The sequence below is a fragment of the Dyella sp. S184 genome (assembly GCF_009766065.1).
Lineage (GTDB): Bacteria > Pseudomonadota > Gammaproteobacteria > Xanthomonadales > Rhodanobacteraceae > Rhodanobacter.
The window spans coordinates 405,531-413,218 of record NZ_LMUE01000012.1 but is presented as its reverse complement, the minus strand read 5'-3'; the positions used below and the strand labels follow the sequence as shown (position 1 = coordinate 413,218).

9 protein-coding genes and 1 other RNA gene are annotated in these 7,688 nt (G+C 63.5%); 6 read left to right on the top strand and 4 right to left on the bottom strand.

The genetic code is table 11. From position 1 onward, the window contains the following. Window positions 1-60: 60 nt before the first annotated feature. A complete protein-coding gene (locus GSQ75_RS17550) occupies window positions 61-1,401 on the bottom strand; it encodes an aminopeptidase P N-terminal domain-containing protein (RefSeq protein ID WP_158756159.1) in 1,341 nt (446 codons plus the stop codon). Then, complete coding sequence (locus GSQ75_RS17545; protein WP_158756158.1) at window positions 1,398-1,961, bottom strand: UPF0149 family protein; 564 nt, start codon at window positions 1,959-1,961, stop codon at window positions 1,398-1,400. Before GSQ75_RS17545 ends, GSQ75_RS17550 begins: the two co-directional genes overlap by 4 nt. Before the next feature lie 112 nt (window positions 1,962-2,073). Here GSQ75_RS17545 and GSQ75_RS17540 point away from each other — a divergent pair, with 112 nt between their 5' ends. From GSQ75_RS17540 to rpiA, 6 genes are all read left to right on the top strand, one after another. Next, the gene (locus GSQ75_RS17540) at window positions 2,074-2,313 is read left to right on the top strand and encodes a TIGR02449 family protein (protein WP_158756157.1); all 240 of its coding nucleotides are present in this window, start codon (window positions 2,074-2,076) and stop codon (window positions 2,311-2,313) included. Window positions 2,314-2,321: 8 nt separating this feature from the next. Further along, the gene (zapA, locus tag GSQ75_RS17535; RefSeq protein ID WP_158756156.1) at window positions 2,322-2,630 is read left to right on the top strand and encodes a cell division protein ZapA; all 309 of its coding nucleotides are present in this window, start codon (window positions 2,322-2,324) and stop codon (window positions 2,628-2,630) included. Between the two features lie 101 nt (window positions 2,631-2,731). After that, a non-coding RNA gene (gene ssrS, locus GSQ75_RS17530) (6S RNA) lies at window positions 2,732-2,918 on the top strand. A 67-nt stretch (window positions 2,919-2,985) separates the two neighbouring features. Continuing rightward, window positions 2,986-3,591: a 5-formyltetrahydrofolate cyclo-ligase gene (locus GSQ75_RS17525; protein ID WP_158756155.1), complete on the top strand. Its 606-nt coding sequence runs from the start codon at window positions 2,986-2,988 to the stop codon at window positions 3,589-3,591. Further along, window positions 3,588-4,040, top strand: coding sequence for an EVE domain-containing protein (locus tag GSQ75_RS17520; RefSeq protein ID WP_158756154.1), 453 nt, complete (start codon window positions 3,588-3,590; stop codon window positions 4,038-4,040). Before GSQ75_RS17525 ends, GSQ75_RS17520 begins: the two co-directional genes overlap by 4 nt. A 52-nt stretch (window positions 4,041-4,092) precedes the next feature. Next, on the top strand, window positions 4,093-4,734 hold the full coding sequence (gene rpiA / locus GSQ75_RS17515; RefSeq protein WP_158756153.1) for a ribose-5-phosphate isomerase RpiA: 642 nt from the start codon (window positions 4,093-4,095) through the stop codon (window positions 4,732-4,734). A gap of 43 nt (window positions 4,735-4,777) precedes the next feature. On the opposite strand, the gene GSQ75_RS17510 is transcribed toward rpiA, so the two are convergent. Next, a complete protein-coding gene (locus GSQ75_RS17510; protein ID WP_254058635.1) occupies window positions 4,778-6,685 on the bottom strand; it encodes a chloride channel protein in 1,908 nt (635 codons plus the stop codon). Between the two features lie 233 nt (window positions 6,686-6,918). Further along, entirely contained in the window at window positions 6,919-7,686 is a 768-nt protein-coding gene (locus GSQ75_RS17505) for a hypothetical protein (RefSeq protein WP_158756152.1), read from the bottom strand. Window positions 7,687-7,688 lie beyond the last annotated feature (2 nt).

Below are 7,688 nucleotides of genomic sequence, written 5' to 3'. Positions count from 1 at the left end.
GCACGCCACCGATATAGCGAACCGCGAGCGCAATGATGCGGAATTGCCGGACGAACTGAGCTAGCGCGCGGCCAGCAAGGTCTCGATCGCTTCGGCATGTTTCGGCATCGCCGCGGTGAGCACCTCGTTGCCATCACGGGTCACCGCCACGTCGTCCTCGATGCGGATGCCGATGCCGCGCCAGCGTTCGGCCACCGTGCGGTCGTCCGGCGCCACGTACAGGCCGGGCTCCACCGTCAGCACCATGTCCGGCTCGAGCAGGCGCGAGTCGCCGTCGATGCGGTAGTCGCCGACATCGTGTACATCCAGTCCCAACCAGTGACCGGTCTTGGCCGGGAAGAAACGCTGGTAACTGCCTTCGGCGATCACCGCATCGGCATCGCCCTTGAGCAGGCCGAGCTGGCATAACCCTTCGGCCAGTACGCGTACCGCAGCCGTATGAGCCGCACTGAATGGCCGGCCGGGTCGCACCTCGTCGATCGCCGCCAGTTGCGCGGTCAACACCACGTCATACAGCGCGCGCTGCTCGCGGCTGTAGCGACCGTTGAGCGGAAACGTGCGGCTGATGTCGGACGCATAGCAGTCCAGCTCGGCACCGGCGTCGATCAACAGCAGCTCGCCATCGTTCAGTGGCGCGCGATTGGCCTGGTAGTGCATCACGCAGGCATTCGCACCACCGGCAATGATCGGCGGGAACGCCGGCACCGCACCGCGGCTGCGCATCACCCGCAGCAGCTCGGCCTCGACCTCGTATTCGCGGCGCCCGGGCGTGGCCACTTGCAGCGCTGCAAGATGCGCCTCGACCGCGATCGCGGCTGACGCTCGCATCAGCTTCAGTTCGGCGCGCGACTTGTACAGCCGCAGGTCGTGCAGCAGATGGCCGAGTGCGACGAATTCCTTCGGCACCACACCGCCGCCGCGCAACTGGCGCAACCGGCGCATCCAGCCCAGCAGTTGCGCATCGAATTCCGGCTCGCGGCCGAAGTGGCAGTACACGCGGCCGCGGCCTTCGATCATGCCGGGCAGGATGTCGTCGATGTCATCGATCGGGAACGCGTCGTCCATGCCGTATTCGGCCACCGCACGCTCGGTACCGATCGTCTGGCCATGCCAGCGCTCGCGCGCCGGATCGCGCTCGCGGCAAAATAGTACCGCCTCGCCATGCTTGCGGCCAGGCAGCAGGGCCAGCACCGCATCGGCTTCGGGGAAGCCGCCGAGATAGTGGAAGTCGGAATCCTGCCGGTACGGCCATGCCGCATCGGCATTGCGCATGCGCTCGGTCGCCGCGGCCACCAGCAGCACCGCGTCCTCACCCGCCATCTGCATCAGCTGGCGGCGACGGCGCGCAAACTCTTCCGGCGCGATCACCAGCGTGGCCAGTCCCGGTGCGGTCGGAATCAATGCACGGTGCCGCTGGCAGGCCCGTCGTGTGCGGCGCACTCAGTGTGCAGCAGCATCGCGCCGACGCGCACGAACTCCTGCACCTCGATCAGCGCGTCCTCATCCTCGTCTTCATTGCCGAAATCGAACGACGAGCCGGCGATGTTGCCGAAGTCGCGCAGGATCTCCTGCGCCTCGTCCGACAGCTGCGCATGCGCGGGAGTGCCGGCAAGACCGAAGCCGCCGAGGAAGCCGCGGCACCAGTCGACCATCGCCTCGGCACGCTCGGCCAGCGGGCGGTCATCTTCCGGCAGCAACGGTTCGAAACCAAGCTCGGGATCAGTCAGTTCGGTTTCGCATTGCTTTGCCAGTCGCTTCAGCAAGGCCTGGTCATCCGGGCTCGGATCGGTCGCCTCGCCGTCGAGCTGCAGCGCGGCCAGCACTGAGCTGCCGTGCAGGGAGCCGCCGCCAGCCAGATAGCCACACAGCGAACCGTGCAGTTCGCTGGCTTCGGTGCCCAGCCGCAGGCGCATGATCAGCGCATCGATATCGTCGTGGCCCACAAGCCCGGTAGCCGTCATGGCGGTACTCCTTCAAGTAATGGCCGCCAGTTTAATGCAGCCGCCGCGCCTGCCACCCACCTGTGCAGGCGGTCACGCTGATTTCGGCCAGCGTCCTGTTATAGTTTCGTTTATGAGTCCGCCTGATCACATTCAGCCCGATACCGTCCATCAAGAGTTGGCCACGCTGGGCCAGCAGCTTGATCGCCTGCTCGATACCGTGCGCCGGCTCACCGAGGAAAATCGCAGCCTGCGCCAGAGCCAGGAGCAGCTGTCCGGTGAGCGCGCGGGTTTGCTCGCGCGCAACGAGCAGGCCCGTAGCCGCGTCGAGGCAATGATCCAGCGGCTGAAATCGCTTGAAAGCAACGGTTGATAGAACCCATGTCCAGCAGTGAACCGGTCGCGCTGCGACTGATCGACCGCGAATTCCTGATCGCCTGCGCGCCGGAAGAGCGCGATGGCCTGCTCGAAGCGGCTGGCTTCCTCGATCGCAAGATGCGCGAGCTGCGCGCGAACGCCAAGGCGCCCAGCTTCGAACGGCTGGCGGTGCTGACCGCGATCAGCGTCACCCACGAATTCCTGCTACTGCGCAAGCAGCACGACGGCCAGGAACAGCGTCTGAGTGACGGCCTTGCCGCGTTGCGCACCAAGCTGGAAGCCGCGCTCGACGGCGATCTGCTGAAGCGTTGAATGCCGCGGCGCTTGAACATTGCATGTCTCGCCGTTCGATGAACCCTGACTGTCATGCGCCAGTGGCACATTGCCGGGCAAGCGCCTAAAATCAACCTCGGCGTTTTCTGCGATGTTCGCCAGCACACTCTTACATTTGCCTTGTTCCTAAATACGGCCCCGGGTCGGCTTCACATCGGCTGTTGTGCATGTCCGCCACGTGCGGAAAGCCTCGAGGCCATGTAGCCCTCCCACCTGATCCATCTTGGATCAAGGTCGTTTGGTGTGCAGCGGCACCGCGGTTGACGCCACTTAATTCCCCGCCCCGTTCGTCTCGCGATGAACGGGGCGAACTTTCGACGGAGATGCGCGAAACGTGGACGCCACCGCCCAACGACGCGAGCTTCGCCAGCGCCTGGCCGACCAGCGCCGCGCCCTCACCGCGCCCGCGCGCATCGCCGCAGCCCAGGGCCTGCGCCGCAGCCTCGAACAGCTCCCCGAATACCTCACCGACAGCCGCGTCGCTGGTTACTGGGCCAGCCATGGCGAGTTGCCGCTGAACCTGGTGATCCCGCCACTGGCCACGCGCGGCCAGCAATTCCTGCTGCCGGTGATCGGCACGGACAAGCATCTGCGCTTCGCGCCCTGGCAATCCGGCGAGGAAGTACAGCCGAACCGTTACGGCATCCCCGAGCCGGTCGCGCCACGCGAGCTGCTGGAGCCGTTCCAGCTCGACCTGGTGCTGGTGCCGTTGCTCGGTTTCGATCGGCGCGGTCATCGGCTCGGTCACGGCGGCGGGTATTACGACCGCAGTTTCGCGTTCCTCAACAAGCAGGTGCGCCCAACCGAACCGCTGCTGGTCGGCATTGCCTACGATTTCCAGGAACTGGCAACCGTAAATAAGGAACCATGGGATGTCGCTCTGGATTTCATCGCCACCGATCGCGAACTGATCGACTGCAACCCTGAGATACACGCATGAATCACTGGCTGATGAAATCCGAGCCCGATGCGTTCTCGATCGACGACCTGAAACGCAAAAAGCGCGAAGCATGGGATGGTGTGCGCAACTACCAGGCGCGCAACTTCATGCGCGACGGCATGCGCCCTGGCGACAAGGTGTTTTTCTACCACTCCAATTGCACCACGCCCGGCATCGTCGGTATTGCCGAGGTCGCCACCGACGCTTACCCCGACCCCAGCCAGTTCGACCCCAAGAGCAAGTATTTCGACCCGGGCAGCTCGCGCGACAACCCGCGCTGGATGCTGGTCGACGTGAAGTTCGTGAAGAAGCTCAAACGCACGATCAGCCTGGACGAACTCAAGGGCCATGACGCGCTGGTCGAAATGCCGTTGTTGCGCAAGGGCAACCGGCTGTCGGTGATGCCGGTGGACGACGCTGACTGGAAATATATTCTCGCGCTGGAATAAGCAGGACCAGCTGCCGTATCCCGCATCCATCCACCTTTACGGAACCGATTCCATGAGCAACGCCAACGAAAAACGCCAGGCCGGTGAGGCTGCGATCCGCTACGTCGAGGATGGCGCCATCGTCGGCGTCGGCACCGGCTCCACCGTGGCGTTCTTCATCGACGCGCTGGCCGACCTGAAGGATCGCATCCAGGGCGCGGTATCCAGCTCGGAACAATCCACGGCACAGCTGAAGAAACTCGGCATTCCGGTACTCGACCTCAACTCCGCCGGACCGTTGACGATCTACATCGACGGTGCCGACGAATGCGATACACACAAGCGCCTGATCAAGGGCGGCGGCGCCGCGCTGACCCGCGAAAAAATCGTCGCTGCGGCCAGTCAGAAGTTCGTCTGCATCATCGACTCGAGCAAACGGGTCGACCTGCTCGGCAAGTTTCCGGTGCCGATCGAGGTGATCCCGATGGCGCGCAGCCTGATCGGCCGGGAGATCGTCAAGCGCGGTGGTCAGCCGGTATGGCGTGACGGCGTGGTCACCGACAACGGCAACTGGATCATCGATGTGCACGGCTGGCAGATCGTCGATCCGGCCGCGCTGGAGAGCGAGCTCAACCAGCTGCCCGGCATCGTTACGGTCGGCCTGTTCGCCCGCCGCCCGGCCGACGTGGTGCTGATCGGCGACCGCGAGATGTGATCACACGGCGGCGTTGGTCAACGACCGACGCCGCCAGTCTTGCTCAAGCACCAGCCGGCTTGACCGGCCGCTTCACCACACGCCCCTTGCGGAAGTGCAGATAGCGCCCGGACTTGCGCGCTTCCTGCAGGCGCTGCCCGTGTGCGGTGAGAATGTCGCCACGAGTAAGGATGCCGACCAGCGCGTGCGGCGCCTCGTCACCCACCACGATCAGGCGGCCGACGTTATGCGCCACCATGTGATCGGCGGCCTCGCGCAGCGAATGGCTTTCCTTCACCACGATCGGTTCGCGCAACACCAGCTCGCCCAGGGACAGCGTGTAGTGCCACTGCGGATCCAGCAGCGTGCGGCGGGTCAGCACGCCACGCACATGACCCTTGTCGTCGATGACCGGATAGCCCTGGTGCTGCATGTCAGGCAGGCCTTCGTTGAACCAGCGGCGCACCTCGGCCAGCGTCTGCGTGGTACTCAGGGTTACCACCTCGTGCGTGCAGGCATCGCGCACCACCACCTGATCCAGATAATCGGCAGCGTATTCGACCGGCACGCGCACACCGCGGCGTGCGATCTTCTCGGTCATGATGGTATTGCGCATCAGCAGCGCGGAAATCAGATAGGCCGCGGTACAGCCACCGAGCAGCGGCAGCAGGCCAGCGGGCTGGCCGGTGGTCTCGAACGCGAATACCACCGCGGTGAGCAGCGCACGCGCGGAGCCGGCGAAGATCGCCGCCATGCCGACCAGGGCGGCGACGCGCGGGTCGACGCCAAACTGCGGTGCCAGCACGGCGAGACCCATGCCGAACAACGCACCCAGCGCACCGCCGATAGTGAACAACGGCGCCAGCGTACCGCCGGAGGTGCCGCTGCCCAACGCAATCGACCACGACAGGAACTTCATCACACACAGGAACGCCAGCGCTTGCAGGGGGAGCTGGCCGGACACGATGTCCTCGATGTTGCTGTAGCCCACGCCCAGCGTCAGTGGTGCGAAATAACCGATGACGCCCACCGCGACACCACCGATCGCCGGCCACCACATCCAGTGGATCGGCAGCTTCTCGAACACGTCCTCGATGCCGTAGACGATCCGCGTCACGCCCACACTGATCAGGCCCAGCACTGCGCCGATAACAACATAGGAAAGCAGCGCCATGAGACCCGGTGCAGCCAGCGTCGGCATTGCGAATACCGGTGCCGAACCCACGGTGGCATAGCGCACGCCGGTAGCAGCAACGCAAGCCAGCGCTACCGGGATCAGCGAGCGTGGACGCAGCTCGAACAACAGCAATTCGATTGCCAGCACCACCGCCGCGACCGGCGAACCGAACACCGCCGCCATGCCCGCCGCCGCACCGGCGGCCAGCAGCACCTTGCGCTCGGCGCCGGTGACATGCAGCAACTGGCCGACGAACGAACCGAGCGCGCCACCGGTGGCGATGATCGGACCTTCCGCACCGAATGGGCCGCCGGTGCCGATCGCGATCGCCGAGGAAATCGGTTTCAGGAAGGTGATCCGCGGCGGAATCTTCGACTCGTTGAGCAGAACCTGCTCCATCGCCTCCGGAATGCCGTGGCCGCGGATCGCGCGCGAACCCCAGCGCGCCATCACACCGACGATCAGGCCACCGATCACCGGCACCACGATCACCCACAGTCCCAGATGGTTATCGGCCGGCGAGCTGAATGTCGTCGACAGCCGGCCGTAGAACGCCAGGTTCGTTACCAGCCCGATCAGCGAGGTGAGGAGCCGTGCAATGAAGGCAGCCGCGATGCCCAGCAGCACCGCCACCACGGTGATGCGCAATACGCGACGATCCACCAGGGTGGAGCGTCGTGGCATGCGCGTGGCATCGAGTGTCACCCCGAGTGATGGCGATAGCGGCAGGGCGTCGGTGCTACCTTCCAGGCGCACGCCCGGAGGGGCCGCCGGCTTGTCAGTTTCGGAGGTCATTGATTTACCGCGAGGTGAAAGCGGGGATTTTACGCTGGCGGTTTGAGGAACCGAAGGGGTAGGTTTTTGCGGGTGGGTTGGCAGCGTATGTTGGCAGGCGGAGCTCGTCCCGCTTGATGGAGCGCTTGGTTGGGGCGACGCGGCTGTTCGGCTACCTCGACGAAAATTTCAGTCGGACATTTCAAGTCGAAGCCGAGTGACGTTCAATTTGGTGTCATCGAACCGTGACAGTCTCACCCTCCCACATCTGGAAAATGTGATGCCGCAGGGTATCCAGCGAAACTACGGTGATCGGATAGCCACGACTTGCTGCTAAGCGCAAGTGCGTAGGAAAAGGCATCTTCCGAGTAAGGCTCGCAGCTCAAAAGGCGGATGCCAGTCCATTCTTCCTCAGCGTCAAAAAAGGCGTCTTTAAAGAGTTTCTCTACAGATTTTGCGTATCTTTCCGCATCGTCATCCGAAGAGTCCTGCAGATAGACGACGTATATGTGGAGTTCGTGGAGACGCTTCTCCGCCGACAACTCAATCAACTGATTGTTGTCGAGATCGAAAAATACGCCGCGAATTTGTGACCCGTGCCTTTTTGCCAACGCATCGAGTTTCTCGGCCACCTTGGTCTTATCTAGCAGCTCCTGGAACGAATTGGGAAAGGCAGATCGTGTGTATCGGGCCGCAAGCCACCTCCTAAGAACGGCGACCTCTCTGAGGGCAAGTTGGTGACGCGCCTTGGTTACGTTGCTGAAGAATTCCTGCTTATTCATTCGCCGCCGATTCTGGATTGCAACCTGCAGAACAATTTCCTCGGTGCAGTCCTTCGCTTCGACCTGAAGAGTGCGGGGGTTCTTGCCGAGCGTCAGGTTCCCCTCCTTCCGCTGATCGATAGATGCCTCTATGAACTCAACATCCGGCTCTAAGGCATCATCTGCACATATATCGCAGTCGTGGGTTACGAGAAGCGCCAGTTGGGGATGACTAGCGCCAGGCAGGTGCATTTCGAACACAT

Excerpts from the sequence above, each read along its gene's own strand:
- GSQ75_RS17510 (WP_254058635.1), bottom strand. The coding sequence starts at position 6,685 with ATGACCTCCGAAACTGACAAGCCGGCGGCCCCTCCGGGCGTGCGCCTG.
- GSQ75_RS17540 (WP_158756157.1), top strand. The coding sequence starts at position 2,074 with ATGAGTCCGCCTGATCACATTCAGCCCGATACCGTCCATCAAGAGTTG.
- GSQ75_RS17520 (WP_158756154.1), top strand. The coding sequence starts at position 3,588 with ATGAATCACTGGCTGATGAAATCCGAGCCCGATGCGTTCTCGATCGAC.
- rpiA (WP_158756153.1), top strand. The coding sequence starts at position 4,093 with ATGAGCAACGCCAACGAAAAACGCCAGGCCGGTGAGGCTGCGATCCGC.
- GSQ75_RS17545 (WP_158756158.1), bottom strand. The coding sequence starts at position 1,961 with ATGACGGCTACCGGGCTTGTGGGCCACGACGATATCGATGCGCTGATC.
- zapA (WP_158756156.1), top strand. The coding sequence starts at position 2,322 with ATGTCCAGCAGTGAACCGGTCGCGCTGCGACTGATCGACCGCGAATTC.